General features: G+C 69.0%; 18 protein-coding genes. 12 read left to right on the plus strand and 6 right to left on the minus strand.

Annotated elements, in window-relative coordinates; all coding sequences use genetic code 11:
• The first annotated feature begins 137 nt into the window (after positions 1-137).
• Positions 138-872, plus strand: coding sequence for a hypothetical protein (locus tag WA983_RS08120; protein WP_424250332.1), 735 nt, complete (start codon positions 138-140; stop codon positions 870-872).
• A 26-nt stretch (positions 873-898) separates the two neighbouring features.
• On the opposite strand, the gene WA983_RS08125 is transcribed toward WA983_RS08120, so the two are convergent.
• The 5 genes from WA983_RS08125 to WA983_RS08145 form a co-directional block, all read right to left on the minus strand.
• Positions 899-3,187 carry a TonB-dependent siderophore receptor gene (locus WA983_RS08125; RefSeq protein WP_424311891.1) on the minus strand — a complete coding sequence of 763 codons (2,289 nt, stop codon included), beginning with the start codon at positions 3,185-3,187 and terminating at the stop codon, positions 899-901.
• Between the two features lie 190 nt (positions 3,188-3,377).
• Positions 3,378-4,517 carry a YncE family protein gene (locus WA983_RS08130; protein WP_424311892.1) on the minus strand — a complete coding sequence of 380 codons (1,140 nt, stop codon included), beginning with the start codon at positions 4,515-4,517 and terminating at the stop codon, positions 3,378-3,380.
• 42 nt (positions 4,518-4,559) lie between these two features.
• Entirely contained in the window at positions 4,560-7,007 is a 2,448-nt protein-coding gene (locus tag WA983_RS08135; RefSeq protein WP_424311893.1) for a TonB-dependent siderophore receptor, read from the minus strand.
• 106 nt (positions 7,008-7,113) lie between these two features.
• On the minus strand, positions 7,114-7,908 hold the full coding sequence (locus WA983_RS08140; RefSeq protein WP_424311894.1) for a FecR family protein: 795 nt from the start codon (positions 7,906-7,908) through the stop codon (positions 7,114-7,116).
• A 71-nt stretch (positions 7,909-7,979) separates the two neighbouring features.
• Entirely contained in the window at positions 7,980-8,489 is a 510-nt protein-coding gene (locus tag WA983_RS08145; protein WP_424247200.1) for an RNA polymerase sigma factor, read from the minus strand.
• A 206-nt stretch (positions 8,490-8,695) separates the two neighbouring features.
• On the opposite strand from WA983_RS08145, the gene WA983_RS08150 reads away from it, so the two are divergent.
• The gene (locus WA983_RS08150; RefSeq protein ID WP_424247202.1) at positions 8,696-9,070 is read left to right on the plus strand and encodes a DUF3597 domain-containing protein; all 375 of its coding nucleotides are present in this window, start codon (positions 8,696-8,698) and stop codon (positions 9,068-9,070) included.
• A gap of 7 nt (positions 9,071-9,077) precedes the next feature.
• Positions 9,078-9,650: a DUF937 domain-containing protein gene (locus WA983_RS08155; RefSeq protein ID WP_424247204.1), complete on the plus strand. Its 573-nt coding sequence runs from the start codon at positions 9,078-9,080 to the stop codon at positions 9,648-9,650.
• Here WA983_RS08155 and WA983_RS08160 read toward each other — a convergent pair.
• Positions 9,647-10,441 carry an alpha/beta hydrolase gene (locus tag WA983_RS08160; RefSeq protein ID WP_424247206.1) on the minus strand — a complete coding sequence of 265 codons (795 nt, stop codon included), beginning with the start codon at positions 10,439-10,441 and terminating at the stop codon, positions 9,647-9,649. The genes WA983_RS08155 and WA983_RS08160 overlap by 4 nt on opposite strands.
• A gap of 86 nt (positions 10,442-10,527) precedes the next feature.
• Here WA983_RS08160 and WA983_RS08165 point away from each other — a divergent pair, with 86 nt between their 5' ends.
• From WA983_RS08165 to WA983_RS08205, 9 genes are all read left to right on the plus strand, one after another.
• Complete coding sequence (locus tag WA983_RS08165; protein WP_424247208.1) at positions 10,528-11,583, plus strand: FecCD family ABC transporter permease; 1,056 nt, start codon at positions 10,528-10,530, stop codon at positions 11,581-11,583.
• 2 nt (positions 11,584-11,585) lie between these two features.
• Entirely contained in the window at positions 11,586-12,371 is a 786-nt protein-coding gene (locus WA983_RS08170) for an ABC transporter ATP-binding protein (protein ID WP_424247210.1), read from the plus strand.
• A gap of 7 nt (positions 12,372-12,378) precedes the next feature.
• On the plus strand, positions 12,379-13,590 hold the full coding sequence (locus tag WA983_RS08175) for an ABC transporter substrate-binding protein (RefSeq protein ID WP_424247212.1): 1,212 nt from the start codon (positions 12,379-12,381) through the stop codon (positions 13,588-13,590).
• A complete protein-coding gene (locus WA983_RS08180) occupies positions 13,587-14,438 on the plus strand; it encodes an alpha/beta hydrolase (protein WP_424311895.1) in 852 nt (283 codons plus the stop codon). The genes WA983_RS08175 and WA983_RS08180 overlap by 4 nt, the downstream gene beginning before the upstream one ends.
• Before the next feature lie 77 nt (positions 14,439-14,515).
• Complete coding sequence (locus WA983_RS08185) at positions 14,516-15,163, plus strand: 4'-phosphopantetheinyl transferase family protein (protein ID WP_424247216.1); 648 nt, start codon at positions 14,516-14,518, stop codon at positions 15,161-15,163.
• Between the two features lie 47 nt (positions 15,164-15,210).
• A complete protein-coding gene (locus WA983_RS08190; RefSeq protein WP_424247218.1) occupies positions 15,211-16,959 on the plus strand; it encodes a (2,3-dihydroxybenzoyl)adenylate synthase in 1,749 nt (582 codons plus the stop codon).
• A gap of 33 nt (positions 16,960-16,992) precedes the next feature.
• Positions 16,993-17,235, plus strand: coding sequence for a phosphopantetheine-binding protein (locus WA983_RS08195; RefSeq protein WP_424247220.1), 243 nt, complete (start codon positions 16,993-16,995; stop codon positions 17,233-17,235).
• Complete coding sequence (locus tag WA983_RS08200) at positions 17,232-21,275, plus strand: amino acid adenylation domain-containing protein (protein WP_424311896.1); 4,044 nt, start codon at positions 17,232-17,234, stop codon at positions 21,273-21,275. Before WA983_RS08195 ends, WA983_RS08200 begins: the two co-directional genes overlap by 4 nt.
• Positions 21,272-22,399, plus strand: coding sequence for a YncE family protein (locus tag WA983_RS08205; protein ID WP_424311897.1), 1,128 nt, complete (start codon positions 21,272-21,274; stop codon positions 22,397-22,399). The genes WA983_RS08200 and WA983_RS08205 overlap by 4 nt, the downstream gene beginning before the upstream one ends.
• Positions 22,400-22,407 lie beyond the last annotated feature (8 nt).

Genomic DNA, 22,407 nt, shown 5'->3' on the forward strand with positions numbered 1-22,407 from the left:
GAACAAGTCACCCGGCGGCTGCATGCTTCGAGTGGATTTTCAGGGTCTTCCCAGGCCGATTTTTTGATTGTCGCTGATTTACGATGAAAATTCAAACAATCGTTTGAATTTAAAGATGCTCCTGTGTTCCCCACATCATGGCCCGATTGCCTCGCCTCTACGCCCCGCGCGTCCCCCAACTGGTCCAGGCGCGCTTCGCACGCCCGCTGGCACCGGCCGACGCCCCTGCTCCCGCGGCGGCGCTGGATCGGATCGGCGGCTGGCTGACAGAGGAAATCGGACGTGCGGCGATGACCACGCCAAATGCAGGATCGGCAGCCGCCGCCGGCACCGTGGCCTTGCATGCCTGGATCGTCCTGCCGGACCGGATCACGTTGCTGGCCACCCCGGGCGATGAAACCGCGCTGTCGCATCTGATGCAGGCGCTGGGGCGGCGCATGGGTTCAGGCCTGGTGCGCGCGCGGGTGTACGCGGGGCGCTACCGCAACGCCCTGCTGGAACCGGGACGCTGGATACTGCCGGCCATGATCTGGCTGGAATCGCTGCCCGTCTCGACCGGCCAGGTCGGCACGGCGACGCAATGGCCCTGGTCGTCCGCAGCAGAACATGCGGGGCTGGGCGGGACAGGCCCGCGTCCGGCGCTGACGGACCACCCCGACTACTGGCGCGAGGGCGACACGCCCTTCGCCCGCCAGGCCGCCTGGCGCAGCCGCCTGGCCGCCGGCCTGGGCGAATCGCAGCGCCTGCCGATCGAAGCCGCGCTCTCGGGACAATGGGCGCTGGGGGAAAGGATCTTCCTGACGCACCTGGGACGCCTGGCGTCCCGGCGGGTCAGCCCGGCGCCGCGAGGGCGGCCGAGAAAGGCGGTTTAGGCGCGCAATCCCCGGCGGCGAATCGATCAGAACGAGCTGGTCACTTCCATGAAGAAGGTGCGGCCGGGCTGGTTGTAGGTGTAGGCGCCGGCACCGTAGATGTAATTGGCGTTGTCCATGTTGACGCCGATCGCATTGCCCCGGCGGAAGATGCGCTTGTCGAACACATTGTCCACGCCCGCCGTGACGCGCAAGTGCTTGTTGACCTTGTATTGCGTGCTCAGGCCGAAGATCGCGTAGGGCGGGATCTTGTCGGTGGCGCTGCCGGTCAGCGGCTGGCCGTAATAGTCGTATTTCGGCCCTTCCTGTTCGCCATAGACCGTGGCCTTGGCGCGCAGGGACCAGGCCGGCGTCACGGACCAGTCCAGCGTGCTGTTGACCGTGTATTCGGGAATGGTGGACAGGTGCTCGCCCGTGTCCTTGTTCTTCGACTCGATCATGTAGGTGAAGTTGGTGGACCACAGCCAATCCTGGGCGAAAGGCCAGGTCAGATTGCCCTCGATCCCTTGCACGACGGCGCGTGGGATGTTTTCCCACTGGAAGACATTCTGCTTGAACTTGGTGCTGCCGACGAAGGAATCGATGGGGCTGCGTCCTGCCTCGATCTTGTCGCGATAGTCATTGTGGAAATAGGTCAGGCTGGCCCCCACACCTTCCGGGCTGCGGAATTCGATCCCCAGTTCCTTGTTGATGCTGGTTTCCGCTTTCAGATCCGAATTCCCCAGCAGGAAGCAGCCATCCGTGCCGCCCGGCGGGTTGCCCCAGCAGCCATTGCCCGCGCTGTACAACAGATAGCCGGAATTGCTCTGGTACAGATTGGGCGCCTTGTAGGCCCGCGCGATGCCGGCCTTGACCGTCCATTGCTCATTGACCATATAGGCCAGGTTCAGCGACGGACTCCAGTTGTTGCCCTGGAGGCTATGGTGGTCAAAGCGCAGGCCCGGGGTCACGGTCCAGTGATCGCCGATGTACAGATTGTCCTCGGCAAACACGGAATAGATGTTGGCATGCGCCTTGGGGCTGTAGGCAAAAGGCACCTTGGGCATCTTGGCGTTCGGGCTGTTGCGCGCAGACAGATCGGAGGAATAGTCCTCCAGATCCTGGCGCACCCATTCCAGGCCGAACGTCCCCATCTGATCGATGCCGCCCCAGTTCAAACGCCGGCTCAGTTCGGTGTGGGCCGTCAGCGTGCGTAAATTGATGTCGCCATAGCCGCCATCGGCAACCTTGGGGTTGGTCGGGTCGTTGAACGCGCCCTCGGTGCCCCCGGCCAGACCTTCCAGCAGCCGGGTGTTGCGCGTCTGCTCGTACTGCAGGTAGCTCAAGGTATGCGTGTCGGCGTTCCAGTCGCCGTTATGGGTGATGGAATACGCCTGCCGGTAGACGCGGTTGGTCTCGCCGCCCAGCTCACGCTTCACCATATCGTTGGTATTGGTGTTCTGCGTATCGCCGACATAGATGTTGCCCTGGCGCCCATAGCCGGCCTCGAAATCGATCTTGTGACCGGCGGCGGGTTTCCAGCTCAGCACGCCGTTGATGTCGCGGTTCTTGAAACCTTCGCGACCGGCGGGAAAAGTGCCCTTGTTGCTGCCGCCACGCGCCGATTCATGGCCCTGATTGATGTCGGACGCATCCCCCTGGAAGTTCGCCGCGCTGCCGGACAGGCGGAAATCCAGACTGTCGGAAATCGGGCCGGCCAGGCTGAAGGTCGTGCGGCTGGTCGAGCCCTCGTCGCTGTGCTCGGGCAGATTGCCATAGACAGTCACGGAGCCGGTCAGCGTGTCCGAGGCGGGCTTGGTGATGATGTTCACCACGCCGCCGGCCGCGCCGTTGCCATAGCGGGCGGCGGCGGGACCGCGCAGGACCTCGATGCGTTCGATCTGTTCGGGAGGAACCCAATTGGTGTCGCCGCGCGTGTCGCGTTCGCCGCGCCAGCCGAAGCGCACCGCACCGCGTGAGGACACGGGCTTGCCGTCGATCAGGATCAAGGTGTTTTCCGGACCCATGCCGCGGATGTCGATCTGACGGTTGTTGCCACGCTGGCCGCTGGAGGAATTGCCGGTCAGATTCACACCCGGCATGGTGCGGATGATCTCCGACACATCGGTGGCAGGCGGGGATTTCCGGATGTCCTCGGCCGTGATGGTGGACGCGCCCGGGGTCTGTTTCAATTCCTGTTCGGCCTTGACGACGACACGGTCGAGCTGGGCCACGCCATCGGACGATTGCGCGCCTGCGGGAGCGGCGGCCAGGCCCAGGGCGATGAGGAGGCCAAGCGGCGGCAGGGCACGGCCCTGGGTGCTGGAAACGGACATTGGGATTCCTTCGATTGCTGCGCTGTGTCAAAAATAAGATGAGAATATAAACGATAACCGTTCCTATTTACAATTTTAATCTTTCCTCACTTTGATCCTGCGCAACGGCAGGCCGCCCTATCCGCCCGACAGCGCGGCCACCGGATCGAGCCGGGCCGCCATGCGGATGCCGCTGCGACCGCTCCGCCGCTCATCCGCGCAGGTCGATACGCACGACGCTTTCCATGCCGTCGGCCCGGTAGGCAGGGTGCTTGTCGTCGTGCGGCCCCTTGATCGTGGCGTACAGGATCTGGCCGTCCGCCGACAGCGCCAGGCTGTTCGGATGAGCCGGCAGATCGTGGCGGGCCTTGACGGCGTAGGTCGCACCGTCGATCACCGTGATCGCGCCCGTACCCATGGGATGCGCGCGCGAAGCGCCCCGGTTGCTCACGTAGATCTCGTCGCGGACCGGGTTGTAAAGGACGTCCAGGGCACTATCGCCCACGGGAACGGCCGCCAGGAGGCGGCCCGTCGCCGTGTCGAAAACGACCAGACGGCCGCTGTTGGCGTCGGCGCCGAACAGGCGCGCGCCCCTGCCGTCCAGCGCGACGTTCACCAGGAAGGGCTCGGCGCCGTCCAGGGCATCGCGACGCAGGACCCTGCCGCTGTCCGGATCGATGACGGTCACGCCGTAGTCGCCGCCCTGGCCGACGTACAGGCGGTTCGAGGCCGCGTCGTAGGCCGCGCCGGCGGGCCACTTGCGCAGACCGGTCAGCGTATGCAGGAGGGTGCCGCGCTTCAGGTCCACGATCCAGACTTTTCCCGCAGCGTCGGGATTGGTGACGAACATGCGGTCGCCCGCCTCGTCCAGCACGATCTGCCGGACATGCTCGAACCCGCCCTTGGCGGCGGCCTGGCCAAGCTGGTAATTGGCCGCCAGCCCGGCTTGCAGATCAATGGCCTGCACGGCGCCATTCAGGGTATTGCCGACGTACAGCGTATCCGTGCGCTTGTCGTAAGCCAGCCCGTAGGGCTTGCGCTCGGTACGGATGACGGCCCTGGTTTCCAGAGTGTCCGGATCCAGCCGGTAGATCGCGCCGCCTTCGTCGGCCTTGAAGCTCTTGCCCGAAGACGCCACGAACACGTCGCCGCCGGCCACCACCAGCTCATAGAGTCCGGGGGCAAGGTCGCGGCGCAGCACGGCCTGTCGCGCCGGGGCCTGCGCCTGCGCGCCCGGGATGGTCTGGTCCGCCTGTCTGCCGGGAGCGGCGCACGCGGCCAGCGCCGCGCACAGGACGAGCATGCCCAGGCGGGCCGGAGCGCGCAGGACGCGCAAGGATCGAGTTTGCATGATGCGGATTCCTTTCATGAAGCAGGTGAGCGGTCGGAGACCTCAGAAACGCATGTCCAGGCCGAGCCGGAACGAGCGCGGCGCGCCGTAGTAGGTCGAGCCCGGATCGGGGTGGTAGTACTTGTCGAACACGTTGTAGACATTCAGTCGAGCCGAGACGTCGCGGCTGATCTGGTAGCGCGCCATCAGGTCCACCACGGCGTAGGCATCCTGTTCGATGATGCGCTCGTTGCCCTTGGGGTCCTTCAGCTTGGTGTAGGCGCGGCTCTGCCAGCGCACGCCGCCGCCCACCGTCAGGCCGTGGCCGATGCCGGGCCAGCGGTAGGTGGTGAACAGCTTGGCGGTGTTCTGCGGCACGTTCGTGTTCAGCGTGACGCGATCGCGATCCTGCGCCAGGGCGCGGGTGAAGCTGGCGGACACCTGCCAGTTCGGCAGCACTTCGCCTGCCGCTTCCAGGTCGATGCCCCGGGTGGTGGTGCCGGAAACGGCCTCGTACGCCTGGCTGCCGTCCGGTGCCTTGACGCCGGGAATCGCGACGGCGAAATTGTCCTGCTGCACGCGGAACAAGGCCGCCGACACGTTCAGCCCGCCGTCCAACAGTTCGCCCTTGGTGCCGACCTCGTAGCTGCGGCCCAGCAGGGGATCCAGGTAGTTGCCGCCGGAGTCCTGGCTGTTCTGCGGCTTGAAGATGTCCGTGTAGCTGGCGTAGACGGACCATTCGTCGCTCAGATCGTAGACGATGCCGGCGTAGGGGGTGAATTTGTCGGACTCGTGGCGGTCCAGGTGGCTCGCCTTTCCGTTGTAGGAGTACGTGTCCTTGATGTTTTCCCAACTGGTGACGCGTCCGCCGATGATCAGCGACAGGCGGTCGGTGGGCTTGAAGCGCGCGGTGGCGTAGGCGCTGGTCAGGTTCTCGCGGTTGACGATATCGCCAGTGGCCGGGTTGACGGGCGCATCCGGTGTCCGGCCGTTCCAGGTGTAGAGATTGTCGATGTCCGCCGACCAGCCCGGCAGGGTCCTGAACCAGAGGCCGTACGGCGAGGTCTCGTCACGCGTGCGAGACACGGTGGCGCCGACCACCAGATCATGTTTCCGGCCCAGCAGGGTGAAGGGACCCGTGGCATACACGTCCAGGGAGTTCTGCACCGGCTTGCCGGCCCAGCGGCCCGCCCACAGATTCACGCCTGCGCCAGTGGCGCGGTCAGGGTATCCCCCCAGGGCATAGCCCAGCACCTCGTCATAGCGGTAGACACTGTGCTCCAGTGTGCCCTTGACCTTCCAGTCGTTATCGAAGCGATGCTCCAGCGAGGCGAACCAGGTCTGGTTGTGACGCCGCGAATAGGCCCAGTCGGCGGCGGCGGATTTGGAACGGTCCCAGTCCGTGCGCCCGCCGTCCGCATAGAACATCGGCAGGCCGCCGCGCGAATGGCCGGTGGCGTCCTGGTTCTGGAACAGGAAGCCCAGGGTGGCCAGGGTATCGGTGCCCAGATCGGCCTCGACGATACCGTACAGGGTCTTGCCGCGCTCCTGCAGGCGTTCCAGGTACGAGCCGTTCTTCTGCCAGGCGGCGACCAGCCGGCCGCGCACGGTGCCCGCTTCATTCAGGGGCGAGGACAGATCCACCTCGGTCCTGTACAGGTCCCAGGACCCGGTCTCGACACTGGCACGCGCCTGGAATTCGCGCGTGGGGCGCTTGCGGATCAGGTTGATCGTCGCGCCGGGCGCGCCCACGCCGCTCATCAAGCCGTTGGCGCCCCGGATCACCTCGACCCGATCGTAGGGCGCCATGTCGGCGGTCTGGAAGATGCCCTTGTAGTTGCTGTAGACCTGGTTGACCCCGTCGACCTGATAGTTCTCCACCTGGAAGCCGCGCGCATAGATCGGGCTGGTGTCCGACCCCCGATTGCCTGAGGTGTTCATCACCAGGCCCGGCGTGTTGTCCACCACGTCGGCCAGTTGCGTCAAACCCTGATCGTCCATGCGCTGGCGCGTGATGACGCTGACCGATTGCGGCGTCTCGCGCACCGACAGGTTCAGGCGCGTGGAGGTGTTGCTGGCCTGTGCGGCGTAGGATCCTGTGCCTTCCGTGGTCGGGTCCAGCGCACCGCGCACGACGACTGGCTGCAACACCTGGGCGTCGCCGCCCGCGTCCTCGCCCCGGCGCACGACCGCATAGCGGTTCGGTCCAGTCATCCGGGCCTCCAGCCCGGAGCCCTGCAGCAACCGGTCCAGGGCCTGCGGCGCGGAGTAGCTCCCCCGCAGGGCCGGCGCCCGGCGCCCCTCGGCCAGCGCAGTCGGAAAGATCACCTGCAGTCCGGTGCGCGCAGCCAGCGCATTCAGGGCCTGATCCAGCGGTTGGGCAGGCAGATCCAGCGCCATCACGGCCGTCTGGGCGCAGACAGTGGCCTGGCCGCAGGCCAGGCCGCCCGCCGCCAAGGCCACGGACAGCGCCGCCACGGCACCGCGCCGGGATCTCCTGGAATTCACCATCGTCTTCGCTCCTGTTATCAATAATGAGATTGAGAATTGATCTAATCAGAAGCCATGACGATCCGGCGCGACCCGATATGGATGTTGCGTTACTGATTTTTACGTTTTACCGGGCAGACACCAGGACGGCACCATCCGGACGGCGCTCGATCCGCAGAGGCAGGATGGCAGGCAGACTGTCGATGAGCGACTCGACGTCCCGGATGCGGTATTCGCCCGACAGGCGCGGTTCGTCGCCGACAAACGGCCGGCCCGCCCATCGGACGGGGGCGGCGCGATAATGGCTCAGTTGCGCCAGTACCTCGGACAAGGACGCGCCGTCGAACCGCAGACGTCCCTCGCGCCAGGCGGTCTCGCGTTCCAGACCGGCGACGCTGGCGGGCAACGGACGCAGCGTCCCGAGATCCATCGCCTGCCCGGCGCCCAGTTCCGCCCGGCCGTCCGGATTCGAGACTTGCACCCGGCCCTCCAGCACGGCCACCTGCGCACCGCCGTCATCGCGCCGCACGCGAAAAACCGTGCCGATGTCGCGGATGACCGTGTCGCCTATGCGCACACGCAACGGCCGCCAGTGCGCGGCCACGTCCAGCACGGCCTGGCCCGCATTCAGGCGCAGATCGCGGGACCGCAGCCGCAGTTGCATCGTCAGGGACGAACGGCTGTCGAGCGCGACCACGGTGCCGTCGTGCGCCGTCCAGACGCGGGGAGCGCCCGCCGCGACGACCACGGTGCGTTCCCTCAGCACCGGATTCCAGGCCCACAAGCCCGCGCACAGCGCCACGCAGACTGCCGCAACGCCCTGATGCCGCAGCAGCCGCCGCTGGGCCGACTGCGCCTTGGCCTCGCGCAGGATTTCTTCGCGCGAAGGCAGCCGGGCCCGCAACACGTCCTCGAACGGCATGAACGGATCGGCGGGCGCGGCATCCGCTTGCCGGGACCGCTCAGGCGCCGAAGACAGCCGCCGGTCCGGCATCAGGGCACCCACTGCTCACGGATGCGCCGGATCGCGTTCGCATAATGCTTGGCGACGGCATTGAGGGACAGTTCCAGTTCGCCGGCGATCGCCGTCTGAGGCATGTCGTACAGACGGTGCAGAATGAATATCTGACGCGCCCGGTCGGGCAGGTCGAGAATCACGGCGGCAAGCGCCTCCGTGGCCTGCATGCCGCGCAGGCGGGTGGCGGCGTCCTCATGGACGACCTGGGTCATGTGGCCCGCCAGCGTCTCGGCCAGGCGGGCGCGCACGGTATCGCCCCGACGCCTGTCGATCGCGCGGTTGCGCAGCACGCGCCGCAGAAAGGCCAGCGGTTCGCGCACCCCGGCGGGTTCGGGCCGGTCCAACAGGTCGGCGCAGACCTCGTGCACCACGTCGCGCGCAAGCTCGGGGTCGCCAAAGCGGCGGCCGACATATCCAACCAGATCGTCGTAGTGATAGGTCAGGCTGGCAACCAGGCCGCCCGTCCTCGGCTCGATGGGTTCCATGATGAGGTGCCTACTCCCCGGACGGCCGGCGATGATCCGCCACATTCCAAGGAATGCAAATGAGAATTAATATTAATCAATGAATATAGCATCAGGCGGTGTCCACCCGAGCGATCACATCAAACAATGTCAACAAACGCTCCGCTGTCACATGAGAATGGTCAAATACCCTGACATTCATTCATTAAGGCTTCAAGGAGATTGCCATGGGACTGTTCAGCACCATTCTCGAAAAACTGGGCTTCGGCGGCGCACAGGCCGCCCCGGCACCTGAAGCGGCCTCCGTCCCCGCCAGTGCGCCGGCCAGTCAGGCGATTTCCGTGGTGGACGTGGTCGGCCAACTGGAACAGAAGGCCGCCGCCAACGCCCAGAAGCTGAACTGGAAGACCTCCATCGTCGACCTGATGAAGCTGCTGGACATGGACAGCAGCCTGGGCGCGCGCAAGGAACTGGCGACCGAACTGGGCTGCCCGGCCGACAAGATGGGTGACTCGGCGCAGATGAACATGTGGCTGCACAAGGCCGTGCTGGCCCGTCTGGCGGAAAACGGCGGCAACGTGCCGGCCGATCTGCTGAACTGAGCCCATCATGCAGATCACGGACATCCTCGCCCAGGCGGGCGGGCTGGAATCCATCGCCCGTCAGTTGGGCATCACAGAAACCCAGGCGGCCAGCGGCGCCCAGGCGCTGCTGCCGGCCGTGATGGGCGGTTTCCAGAAACAGGCGCAGGGCGCCAACGGGCTCGATGGCCTGCTGTCCCAACTGGGCGGCCTGGGCCTGACGGGCAACGCCGATGCGGCCCAGGGCAACGACGTGCTGGGGCAGATTTTCGGCTCGAAGGACGTCAGCCGCACCGTGGCCCAGCACGCGTCTTCGAGCAGTGGACTGGACCCCGCCCTGCTGAAACAGATGCTGCCTCTGCTGGCCACGCTGGTGGCCGGCTTCATGTCCCGCCAGGGCGGCTCCGACGCCTCGGCCCAGGCCTCGCCGATGGGTGGTTTGCTGGGCGGCCTGTTGGGCGGGCTCGGCGGTCAGGGCGGCACATCGCAGCCCGCAGGCGGCGGTCTGCTCGGCACGCTGAATTCGCTGCTCGACACGAACGGCGACGGCAACGCCCTGGACGACATCCTGCGCATGGTGGGCAAGACGGGCTCCCGCTAAGAGCGGCCGCTCGTCTGCACGCCACCCGCCAGCAGCCAGCGCCAGCCCGGCATCAAAGCATCCAGCGGCGCGGTGCGGTGGGTGTGCCCGGGCAGTACCGCGCTGTCCAGACGCAGACCAGGGCATGACGCCAGCACGCCGGCCAGCTCCTGCATGCCGTCCACCATGGCGCGCGCCCGGCGCATGGCCAGGCGGCGGGAACGTTCGTCGTCGGTCAGTCCGGCGCCGTGCTCTTCCGGCGCCAGGCCCTGTTCGTGTTCTCCCACGCTCAGCCGCATGCCCAGGGCCGGCAAGCCCCGGGCGCACAGCCACGCCCGTCGGCGGCGCAGCAGACGGGCGGCGTAGCGATCGCCCCACCAGACCGAAGGGCTGGACAGGACATAGCCGTCGAAGGCGCGCGGACGATGGGTCAGCACGTACAGGGCGAACAGGGCGCCCAGGGAATGGCCGCACAGGACCTGGCGGCGCGGGTCCAGACGCCAGTCGCCGGCGATCCGTGCGCGCACGCGATCCAGGACGCGCAACCAGCGGGCGGCCCCCGACCGCAGGCCGGGCGGTTCCCACCTCACCGGCACGTAGTCCCAGCGGCGGTCCTCGGGCACGGCCGGCCCCAGACCCACCAGCAGACCGGGCAAGCCCGAGGGATCGGCGCGCATCGACTCGAACTGCTTGAGATCCAGCACATAGGCCACGGGCCAGCCGTCCGCCGGCATCGGGCCGGGCGGCACGGCGACGCGCACGGCACAGGCGCGGCCATCCTCCTGAAGCAGGTCAAAGGCAAGCGAGGTCATGTTCCACTATACTGACGCAACCGTAAACGGTTCTCATTCTAACCCCGCTTCCCTGATCCACCCGATCGGATTCCCCCCCAAGCCCCATGGATGCCTCACTGACACCCACCGCCCCGGTCCTGCTGGACTATCGGCGCATGCTGCGCCGCCGCTGGCTGCTGGTCGCACTGCTGTCGGTCATCATCCTGGCCTCGATCCTGGCGGACTTCATGCTGGGGCCGTCGGGCCTGGGCTGGGGGGACCTGAGCCACGCGCTGTTCCACCCCGACCAGGCCGACCCGACCACCCGCGTCATCGTCTGGGACATCCGCCTGCCCTACGCCTTGATGGCGGTGGCGGTGGGCCTGGCCCTGGGCCTGGCAGGCGGGGAAATGCAGACCATCCTGAACAATCCGCTGGCCAGCCCCTTCACGCTGGGGATCTCCTCGGCAGCGGCCTTTGGAGCATCGCTGGCCATCGTGCTGGGCCTGTCGCTGCCAGGCGTGCCGCAGTCCTGGACGATCGCCGCCAACGCCTTCGTCTTCGCGCTGGTGTCGGCGCTGCTGCTGGACGCGGTGGCGCGCTGGGGCTCGATGAGCACGTCCGGGCTGGTGCTGTTCGGCATCGCGCTGGTGTTCTCCTTCAACGCGGCGGTGTCGCTGGTGCAGTTCGTCGCCAGCGCCGAAGCCCTGCAGGGCCTGGTGTTCTGGACCATGGGCAGCCTGGCGCGCTCGTCCTGGCCCAAGGTCGGCATCCTGCTGCTGGTCTTCGCCGTGCTGCTGCCGCTGTCGCTGCGCGACACCTGGAAGCTGACCGCGCTGCGCCTGGGCGAGGATCGCGCCGCCAGCTTCGGCATCGACGTCCCGCGTCTGCGGCTGACGGCGCTGGTGCGCATCAGCGTGCTGGCCGCGCTGGCCGTGTCCTTCGTCGGCACCATCGGCTTCATCGGGCTGATCGCGCCGCACATCGCGCGCCGCCTGTTCGGCGAAGACCACCGTTTCTACCTGCCGGGCAGCGCGCTGGTGGGCGGGACGATCCTGTCGCTGGCCTCGATCGCCTCCAAGAACATCGTGCCCGGCATCATCGTGCCGGTGGGCATCGTCACCTCGCTGGTCGGGGTGCCGTTCTTCCTCGCGGTCGTGCTGCGCCGCCAAATGAAATAACCATGCTGCAGATCCAGGACCTGTCGGTCGCCTACGGCCGCCACCCCATCATCCACGACCTGTCGGCCGGACCGTTGATGCCCGGCCGGGTGGTGTCCCTGCTAGGCCCCAACGGCAGCGGCAAATCGACGCTGCTGAAGGCCCTGGCCGGCCTGCTGAAAGTCACGCACGGCCAGGTGGTGCTGGACGGTCAGGACCTGACGAAACTGTCCTTCGAACGCCGCGCCCAGCGCGTGGTCTACCTGCCGCAATCCCTGCCGGCGGCCGTGCACCTGCGGGTCTTCGAATCCGTCATGGTGGCCGCACGCGCCTCGGACCTGGATCCGCACGCCCAGGACGTGAGTCCGCAGCGCATTCTGGACGTGCTCGGGCGCCTGGGCATCGAGCACCTGGCCATGCACTACCTGGATCAACTGTCCGGCGGACAGAAGCAACTGGTGGGCCTGGCCCAGGCGCTGATCCGCACGCCGCGCCTGCTGCTGCTGGACGAACCCCTGTCGGCCCTGGACCTGAACTACCAATGCCACGTGATGGACCTGCTGGCCCAGGAAACCCGCGAACACGGCCTGACCACGCTGATCGTGCTGCACGATCTGAACATCGCCCTGCAGCGCAGCGACGAGGCCTTGCTGATCCGCGCAGGCACGCTGGTCGGCCACGGCCAGCCGGACCAGGTCATCACCGCCGAATCCCTGGCCGACGTCTACCAGGTCAACGCCCGGGTCGAGGCCTGCTCGCGCGGGCTGTCCCACGTACTGATCGACGGGCTCTGCGCCCCGGCCTCCTGAACCCGAAATGAAAACCCTGTCCGCTTTCCTGCATTTCTTCAACGTCCTGAACATCCTGCGCGCCCTGCCGCTGGCCCTGGCCTGCCTGGCCGGCACGGCGACGGCCGCCCCCATCCAGGTCACCGACGTCCTGGGACGCCAGGTGACGCTGCCCGCACCCGCACACCGCGTCGTGCTGGCGCAGGCCCGGCATTTCCAGGTGCTGTCCCTGCTGACACCGGACCCGGCCGCCCTGCTGGCGGGCTGGTCGGACGAACTGCGGACCTCGTTCGCGCCGGACTACCGGGCCGCCCTGAAACGCTTCCCCGCACTGGCGCAGGTGCCCGTCGTGGGACGCCACACGCCGGAGTCGTTCTCGGTGGAACGCACGCTGGCCCTACGTCCCGACCTGGTGGTCATGACGGCCACCTTCGCGGGCCTCGCCCCAGGTCAGACCGCCAGCGAATCGCCGCTGATCGGCAGTCTGGAAGCCGCCGGGGTGCCGGTGATCGTGATCGACTTCTTCATCCGGCCGATGGAAAACACCGTGCCCAGCCTGCGCGCCCTGGGACAGGCCATCGGCCAGCCGGAGCGGACCGAAGCCTTCATCGCCTTCTATCAGCAGCACATGGACGCCGTCGCCAGACGACTGGCAGACCTGCCTGCAGATCAACGCCCGCCGGTCTTCGTCCACGCGCACGCAGGCGTCACGGATTGCTGCAGTTCGCCGGGCACAGGCACCTTCAACGACATGATCACCTACGCGGGCGGCCACAACATCGGCGCCGACGTGCTGAAAAGCGCCACAGGCAAGCTGAATTTCGAATACATCCACGCGCGCGCGCCGCAGGTCTACGTCGCCACCGGCACCGGCTCGCAATCGGGCACGGGCCTGGCGATCGGCGCCGGCGTGAACGAGACCACCGCCCGCGCCAGCCTGGCGCGCCTGATCGAATCCAACCGCCTGGACGCGCTGCCCGCAGTGCGCTCGGGCAACAGCCACGGCATCTGGCACGCCTTCAACGATTCGCCGCTGCACGTGGTGTTCATCGAGGCCCTGGCCCACTGGGTCCACCCGGACCGCTTCGCCGACGTGGACCCGGCCGCGACGCTGCGCGAGATCAACGAACGGTTCCTGGCCGTCCCCCTGGAAGGCACCTATCTGATCGATCTGCGCGCCCCTGCAGCCAAAACCGATGCCTCCGGCGCGGCACTGCGGACGCCCGGTCCGCAACCATGAACCTGCGGGAAACCGTCCTGGCGAACGGCACGCCCGATGCGCGCCGCCTGCGCCTGCATGTCCCGGCCGGGACATCGCCCCGGAACGGCTGGCCGCTGCTGGTCTTGCTGGACGGGGACTGGGTCTGGCCCCTGGACGCGCCGCCCGAAGGTGCAGCGGCCTGCGCCGTGCTGATCCCGGGCCACGGCGGCCTGCACGGTCCGGTTCTGCCCCGCTGGAGCCAGCAAGGCTCACTGGCCTCGTCCCAGGCTGTGCCCCGGGCGCAGGCCCTGGCGCAACGCGCGCTGGATTTCACACCGCCCGCGCCGGACGGCAGCCGCTGGCCCGATCCACGCCAGCCCGAATGGCAATGCGGCGGCGCAGACCCATTCCTGGCTGCGCTGCTGGGCCCCATGCTGGCCTGGGCCGCAGCTCAGGCGCCCCTGGATCCGGCCCGCCTGAACCTGTACGGCCACTCCTACGGCGGCCTGTGCGCGCTCTACGCACTGGTCCGCCACCCCGGACGTTTCGCCCACACGATCTGTGCCAGCCCCTCGCTCTGGTGGCGCGACGGCAGGATCGAAGCCCTGCTCGACGGACTGCCGCGCGCGCTGCCGGCGCCCTCCGGTCCGATGCGCCTGACTCTCATGGCCGGCACGGACGAGCGCTGGTATCCCCTGCCGCCCGATCCCATGCACCCGCGCCGCCCGGCCGACGGCATCCCGACCTTGCCCCGGCTGGAAGCACTGCGCCGCCGGCTGTCGGACACCCCCTGGCTGGACTGCGCGCTGGAACGCCTGGACGGTGCCCGGCACGGCGACGCGCTGCGGGCCAGCGCACAGCGGGCAATGACGCTCGCCGCTACATGACGGCGCGCGACGCGCCTCGGACAGGAGACTGTTCCGCGCCCATCCGGGACGGTGACTGCGCTCCATACCAGTTGATCTTGTCCCGAGGGCTGCCGGACGAGGCCGGAGCCATCCGCCTGCGCCGCGACCTGCCCGAAGCCGAATGGCGCTGGATCACCCGTCTGCGACGCCCCGAAGACCGCCTGCGCAGCCTGGTCGGCCGCGTCCTGGCCCGCCGCCTGCTGGGCCAACGCCTAGGACTGGCGCCCGGGGCCGTCCCCCTGGACACAGGGCCGCACGGCAAGCCCATGCTCGCCGTGCCCACCCCAGCCTGGCACTTCAACATCGCGCACAGCGGCGATCTAGTGCTGGTCGGCGCCGGACCGCAGCCGCTGGGCGTGGACGTGGAGCACTGCCCGGACACGGTGGACGCGGACCTGTGGCGGCTGGTCACCGGCAGGGCCGACACCGCGCCCGATCCCAGAACCTTTTGCGCCCACTGGGTCCGCCGCGAAGCGGTCCTCAAAGCCTGCGGCCTGGGGCTGAGGGCCGAGCCCGGGACGCTGCGACTGTCGGAGCCCGATGACGGGGGCTGGACGCCGGTCGCGGGCCGGCCCGAAGTCGAAGGCCTGCAGGTGCGGCTGTTGCAAGCCACCCCGGATCACTGCGCCGCCCTGTGCCTGACGAACACTCCGGCCCCGGGCGCCTGGACGCTGAAAACGCTGGCGCTGGCCGATTGGGCATAGAATATAATCATTCTCATTATCATGCTCAGAATCTTAACGCCTGAATCATGACGACAGTCCCAACCACGCTTGCTCCCGCCGACGGCGCATCCGTCGAAACACCCCACCCCGTCCAGGTCTGGCCTGACGATTTCGCCGCCCGCTATCGGGCAGCCGGCCATTGGCGCAACGAAACCTTCGGCGCCTGGCTGCGCGAACGCGCCACGGCCTACCCGGACCGCCCGGCCGTGATCGCTGGCGACCAGCGCTGGACCTACGCCGACCTGGACCGCCGCGCCAGCGCCCTGGCGGCCGGATTCCTGGGCGCCGGACTGCGGCAAGGCGACCGCGTGCTGGTGCACCTGCCCAATATCCCCGACTTCATCGCCGTGGTGATGGGGCTGTTTCGCGCCGGCCTGATCCCGGTCTACGCCCTGCCTGCACACCGTATCACCGAAATCGAGCACTTCGCCCGGGGCTCGGGCGCGCGCGCCTACGTGGCCGCTGCGGCACACGCCGGCTTCGACTACACCGCGCTGGCCCGCGAACTGCAGGCCCGCCAGCCCCACGTCGAGCACATCTGGATCGCCGGATCCGCGACACGTACACCGGGCGCCGGACCAGCCGGCGCTCAAGACACGAGCGCCCAGCCGGGCACCGATCCCTTTCCATGCCTGAGCACGCTGTACGCCACGGACGGCTCTACGGTCCCGGCCAGCGTCTCGCAAGGCCCGGACGTGGCCTTTCTGCAGATCTCCGGCGGCAGCACGGGGCTGTCCAAGCTGATCCCGCGCACGCACGACGATTACATCTACACCCTGCGCGAATCCGCCCGCATCTGCGGACTGGACGCGGACACCGTGTTCCTCGGCGCGTTGCCGATCGCGCACAATTTCCCCATGAGTTCGCCAGGCTTTCTAGGCACGCTGTACGCGGGCGGCCGCGTGGTGCTCAGCCCCTCGCCCGATCCGGAATCGTGTTTTGCCCTGGTCGAGCGTGAACGCGTCACGGTCACCAGCCTGGTGCCGCCGCTGCTGCTGCAATGGCTGGACCGCGCACCCGCCTCGGGACACGACCTGGGCAGCCTGCGCGCCATCCAGGTGGGCGGCGCCAAGCTGTCGGCCGAGATCGCCCGCCGTGTACGCCCCACACTGGGTGCCACACTGCAGCAGGTCTTCGGCATGGCCGAAGGACTGGTCAACTACACCCGCCTGGACGATCCGGACGATCTGATCATCCACACCCAGGGCCGCCCCATCAGTCCGGACGACGAGATCCTGATCCTGGACGACGAGGGCCGGCCGGTCGAACCTGGCCAGGCGGGCCACCTGCTGACGCGCGGCCCCTACACGATCCGCGCCTATCACGACAATCCGCCGGCCAATGCGCGCGCCTTCACCGAGGACGGCTACTACCGCACCGGCGACGTGGTGCGGATGACGCCCGAAGGCTACCTGGAAGTCCAGGGCCGCGCGGGCGACCACATCAACCGCGCCGGCGAAAAGATCTCCGCCGAAGAGATCGAGGACCATCTGCTGTCGCACCCGCAGGTCTTCGACGCCGCCGTGGTGTCGGTGCCGGACGAATACCTGGGCGAGCGCAGTTGCGCCTTCATCATTCCCAAGGGCGAGCGCCCCCGCCCGGCGGACCTGAAACGCTGGATCCGCGCACGCGGCATCGCCGACTTCAAGGTTCCCGACCAGATCGTGTGCGTGGACGCCTTCGCCTCCACCGCCGCGATGAAGATCAGCCGCAAGGCCCTGCGTGCCCAGTTGCGCGCCCAACTGCTGGAGCAGGAACGCGCTGCGGCGCAGTGAACCGGCCCTCTTGCACCGAACCGAAACACCGATATGAGCACCCTCAGCCTCGAATCCATGCGCGCCGACGTCGCCCGCATGCTGCATGAATCACCTGAAGACATTCGGGACGACGACAACCTGATGGACCTGGGTCTGGATTCCATGCGCCTGATGAAGCTCGCCGCGCAATGGCGCGAAGCCGGCGCACGGCTGGAATTCGCCGATCTGGCCGCCGATGCCACCCTGGCGCACTGGTGGGCGATCGTGGCGCGCGGCCAGGCGAACCCCACATGAATGTACAGTCCCATCGGACGGACACGGGCACGGTCCCGCCCACCGCCGATCCAGTCTGGTCGCCGCTGACCGAGGCCCAGGAAGGCCTGTGGTACGCCCAGCGCCTGGACCCGGGCAATCCGATCTTCAATCCGGCGCATTGCACCACCCTGCGCGGCGCGCTGGACGTGCCGCGCTTCGAACAGGCCGTGAATCAGGCGCTGGCCGAGGCCGAATCCCTGGCCCTGCGTTTCGAGGACCGCCCCGCAGGCCCGGTGCAACGCATCGACCCCACGCGCGCGCCGCGCCTGGAGATCCGCGACCTGCGCCATCTGCCGGAAGCGCAGGCACACGCACACGACTGGATACAGGACGACCTGCGGCGCCCCGTGGTTCCCATGCGCGATCCCCTGTCGCGCCAGATCCTGTTCCGCTGCGGCCCGGCCCTGGCGCTGTGGTACCAGCGCGTACACCACCTGGCGGCCGACGGCTACGCCATGGCCTTGATCGAAGGCCGCGCCATCCGCCTGTACCGGGCGCTGGGCGAAAACACCGCCGACCGGGAACCGCCGCTGGCGCCGCTGGCGCCGGTCTGGGAAGAAGACCGCGCCTGGCGCGCCGATCCGAAGCGGGAACAGGCCCGCGCATTCTGGCGGACGCAATGCGCGGACCACGTACCCGCCGCCAGCCTGGCCGCCGGATCGGCGCTGAGCGCCCACGACTGTCTGCGCCTGGAACTCGATGCCCCCCTCGCGCTGATCGAGTCGCTGCAGGCTCTTGAAACCGCCACCGAGGTCGGCTGGCCCGACATCCTCACCACCCTGGGGGCCGCCTACGTGGCCCGCCACCTGGGACCGTCCGCCTGCGTGACGGGCGTGCCCGCCATGGGCCGCCTGGGCAGCAAAAGCGCCCGCGCCGTGGCGACCGTGATGAACGTGCTGCCCTGGGCCTGGACCCCGGACGAGGACGCCCCGCTGGCCGACACGCTGCGGGACGCCGCCCGTTCGCTGCGCGGCCTGCGGCGCCACAGCCGCTACCGCGCCGAGCACCTGCGCCGCGACCTGACGCTGCCGGGCGGCCTGCCGCGCCTGCACGGCCCGATCCTGAACGTCCTGCCCTTCGACGCCCCCTACGCGGCCGCCGGCCTGGATGCCGCACAGGCCGTGCTGTGCACCGGCCCGGTCGAGGACTTGACGATCAGTTTCCGGGCGGCGCCCGACGGCAGCGGCCTGCGTCTCGAAATCGAGGCCAACCCCGCGCTGTATCCCTCGGCGCAGGCCCAGGCCCATCTGCGGCGCCTGGCGGCTTTCCTGGCCGCCGCTCTGGCCGCCCCCCGGCTGGCCGATGTGCCCACGCTGACGGCGGATGAGCACGAGCGCTGGGTGCTGGCCCCAAACCGCACCGAACACCCCGTGCCCGACGGCACGCTCTGGTCGCGCATCCAGGACCGACTGCGCGCCGCACCCGGTCACGTCGGTCTGGAAGACGAAACGGGCACCTGGACCTATGCCGAGATCGACGCCTGGACGGCACGCGCTGCCGGTCGTCTGCGTACTCTGGGCGCAGGCCCCGGCGGCGTGGCGGCCGTGGCCCTGCCGCGTTCGGCACGGCGCGTGCTGTGCCTGCTGGCGATCCTGCGCAGCGGCGCGGCCTACCTGCCCCTGGACCCGCGCCAGCCGGCCGCGCGCCTGCGCGGCATCCTGGCCGACGCGCGCGCCTGCGTCCTGATCGGCTCTGCCGAACTGTGCGATGGCCTGGACACCCGGTCGCTGTCGGCGGACACGCTGGGAAACCAGGACGAGGCTCGTCCCGGCACCGCGCACGCGGTTGCCCACGAGCTCCCCGACACACCGGCGGCCGGCCCCGAGGACCCGGCCTACGTGATCTATACCTCCGGTTCCACCGGCACGCCCAAGGGCGTGATCGTGTCCCACGCGGCCATCGTCAACCGGCTGGAATGGATGCGCGCGCACTACGCCATCGGGCTGCAGGATCGCATTCTGCAAAAGACCCCGGCGACCTTCGACGTGTCCGTCTGGGAACTGTTCCTGCCCTTCCTGAGCGGCGCCCGTCTGGTGGTCGCCCCGCCCGACGCCCACCGCGATCCGGCCTGGCTGTGCCGCCTGATGCGCGAGCACCGCATCACCGTGCTGCACTTCGTGCCGTCCATGCTGGCCGCCGTGCTGGACGAGCCCGCCGCGCACGGCCTGGCGGCCCGCCTGGTGTTCTGCAGCGGCGAAGCGCTGCCCGCCGCCCTGCGCGACCGCTTTCACCGCATGATCCGGGCGGAACTGCACAATCTGTACGGCCCGACCGAGGCCGCCGTGGACGTATCGTACTGGCCGGCCACGGCGGACGACGACAGCCGGCCGGTACCCATCGGCCTGCCGGTCTGGAATACCCGGCTGCACGTGCTGGACCCGCATCTGCGGCCCGTGCCGCCCGGCACGCCCGGCCAGCTCTATCTGGGCGGCCGCCAACTGGCGACCGGCTACCTGGGCCGGCCCGACCTGACCGCCGAACGCTTCATCGCGGCCCCGCCCGGCCTGCCGGACGACCGCCTGTACGCCACCGGCGACCTGGCTACGCTGCGCGAAGACTGCGCCGTGGTCTACCTGGGTCGCCTGGATCATCAGGTCAAATTGCGCGGCCAGCGCATCGAACTGGGCGAGATCGAGGCCGTGCTGACCGCCCATCCGGACGTCGTCCAGGCGGCCGTCCTGGCCCGCGAGGACCAGCCCGGCCAGCCGCTGCTGGCGGCCTACGTGGTGACCGAGTCCGGGCGCATCCCCGACTGCCGCGCCCTGGCCGCCCATATCGCCGACCATCTGCCGGACTACATGGTGCCCTCTGCCTGGGTGCCGCTGGCGGCGCTGCCGGTCACGGCCAACGGCAAGCTCGACCGCAAGGCGCTGCCCGCCCCTGAACGGTCCGCACACACCGCATCCCGCCCCCCGCGCACGGGTGTGGAGCACCGTGTGGCCGAGGCCTTCCGCACCGTGCTGAATCTGCCGGATCTGCCGGGTGCGGACGACGATTTCTTCGCTCTGGGCGGACATTCGCTGCTGGCGGCGCGCCTGGCCCTGGCGCTGCGCGACGGCTACGATCTGTCGCTGGGCACGGTCTTCCAGTACCCCACGGTGGCACGCCTGGCCGCCCACCTGGAGGACGCGTCCGGACGCGCCTCCGGGGCCGCACAGGCCGGCTTCGGTCCCATCGTGACCCTGCGCGAGGCCGCCGGCCGTCCAGCGCTGTTCTGCATCCACCCGGCCGGCGGCCTGTCCTGGTGCTACGGCATCCTGGCCCGCGCCCTGCCCACGCCGCGCACGGTCCACGGCCTGCAGGCAGCCGCCCTGGCCCTGGACGGCCAGCCGCCTGCCGACAGCCTGGACGCGCTGGTGCAGGCCTACACCGACCAGGTGCTGTCGCTGCAGGCCGAAGGCCCGTATCACGTGGCCGGCTGGTCCGTGGGCGGCATCCTGGCGCAGGCCATGGCCGCCGAGCTGCAGGCGCGCGGCCGGACCGTGGGCGTCGTCGCCCTGCTCGACGCCTATCCCTGCGAGGCCTGGCGGGACCGTCCGGCGCCCGCTCCCGAGGACCTGTACAAGGCGCTGCTGCACATCGCCGGCGCCGACCCGGACGCCCTGCCGCCGGAGCGCCTGAGCCGCAGCGGTGTCATCGAATTCCTGCGCGCCCAGGGCCACCCGCTGGGCGAACTGTCCGACGCGCGGCTGGACGCGGTCTTCGAGACCGTCGGCCACACCAACCGCCTGGTGCGCGGTCACCGGCACGCACGCTACGACGGTCCGGCACTGCACTTCCAGGCCGCCCTGGATCACACGGATTCGGGCCTGGACCCCGATCTGTGGCAGCCGCACGTCGGCACGCTGACCCGCCACGGGGTGGACAGCACCCACGCCGGCCTGCCGGGCGCCGCTGCGGCGGCCCGGATCGCTCCCATCCTGGACGCCAGTCTGCGCATGGCCGACCGGAAAACACCGATCGCCGCCCCCATTGAATCGCATTTCCCCCCCATTCGATCGCACGAGGAACCCGCATGAACACAGACATGATTGCCCATTCGACGCTGCGGCGCGGCGCCCGCATCCTGCTGGCCGGCGCCACCCTGGCCCTGGCCGCCGGCTGCGCCGCCCCCCCTCCGTCCGCACCCGCCGCCTCGGCGGCGAACCCGCCGGCCAGCGCCCCGGCCTGGTCCGTCACCGCGCAGGCCATCGACATGCCGCCAGGCATCTACCAAGGCGCCTACAGCGCACGCGCCCAGCGCCTGTATATCACCTCTGCCATCGGCCGCCCGCCGGTCAAGGAATCGCGCCTGCTGGCCTTCGATCCGACCAGCCTGCGCGTCGTCGCGTCCGCCACACCGCCCCTGCAGGCCAGCCGTGCGGACGGCCAGGTGCAAGCCGTCTACGGCCTGACCGCGGAGGACGACCGCAACCAGATCTGGACCACGAACACCCGCAGCGGCTCCGTCGCGGTCTACCGGCAATCGGACCTGTCCCTGATCAAGCAGTTCCCCGATGACGCGACGCCCCATGCGCGCGACGTGCTGGTCGACGCCGCGCGCCACCGCGCCTATGTCTCCTCGCCCGCCGCCAACGTCATCCACGTGTTCGACAGCGCCACGCTGCAGCCGCTGCCCGGCATCACGCTGACCGGCGCCGGCGAAGCGCCCAAGCCCATGAGCCTGGCGCTGGATGCCGATCATCAGCGCCTGTACGCCGTCAGCCTGAACACCGCCGAAGTCTTCGCCATCGACACGGCCACGGGCCGCCAGGCCGCCCGCTACCCCGTGCCCGGCGCCCAGGGCGCTTCCGGCATCGCCATCGACAGCCAGACGCAGCGGATCTACGTGGCGGCCCAGAAATCCGGCGACCTGACCGTGCTGGATGCCCGCGACGGCCGGGTCCTGCACCACCAGGCGACCGGGGCCGGCGCCCTGAACGTCGCCTTCGACCCGGTCCACCGCCTGGCCTACGTCGCCAATCGCGGCGCAGGCACCGTCACCGTCATGGACGAGCACGGTGCGATCCAGGCCCAGGTGGACACCGGTTCCGCCCCGAACCACATCGCGCTGGATGCACAGGGCACCGCCTGGGTCACGGTAAAACAGGGCAAGAACGATCCGCGCGGTGACCGCCTGGTACGCATCGAGGCGCACCGCTGATCATGGAC

This window comes from Castellaniella sp. (genome assembly GCF_049650445.1).
Taxonomy (GTDB): Bacteria; Pseudomonadota; Gammaproteobacteria; order Burkholderiales; family Burkholderiaceae_B; genus Castellaniella.